The 443-nt window shown below is 76.7% G+C and carries 1 pseudogene; it reads right to left on the bottom strand.

What is annotated here, in order from left to right:
• A pseudogene (locus RKE29_RS30470) lies at positions 1–368 on the bottom strand (NTP-binding protein); the annotation flags it as partial.
• Positions 369–443: the final 75 nt, after the last annotated feature.

Below are 443 nucleotides of genomic sequence, written 5' to 3' on the forward strand. Positions count from 1 at the left end.
GCGAGGGCGTGGGTGAGGTCGGCGACCTTGCGGATGGTGGGGGCCCAGTCCCGCTCTTCGGTCTGTCCCTGCGGTGTGGTGTGGGGGTAGACGGCGTGTTCGAGGTGCTGGTAGAGCCAGGCGCGTAGCTCCTGGTCGTCCAGCTCGCGCCAGTGCGAGAGCTCCCAGCGCATCCAGGTGCCGCGCCAGTGCCGCAGGGTCAGCAGGCCCTCGTGCTGCCACTGGGGGAGCAGGTGCCGTGCCACGGCCATCGGGTGCGTCGGCGGGGGGACCGGACCTGCGCCGCCCGCGATGGCCGGGGGTTCGGCCGGCCGTTGGGGGCCGCCGCCCGCGCGGACGGGGCCGGGTCCGGTGGTGGGGGTGCTCATACCGCCACCCCCGTCCCGGTCCCTGTGTCGGGGCGCGGGCGCCCGCAGGGGCGCGGGGGTGCCGCCTGGCACCGG

Origin of the sequence: Streptomyces sp. B1866 (genome assembly GCF_031932565.1) — a bacterium.
In the GTDB taxonomy this organism is placed as follows: Bacteria; Actinomycetota; Actinomycetes; order Streptomycetales; family Streptomycetaceae; genus Streptomyces.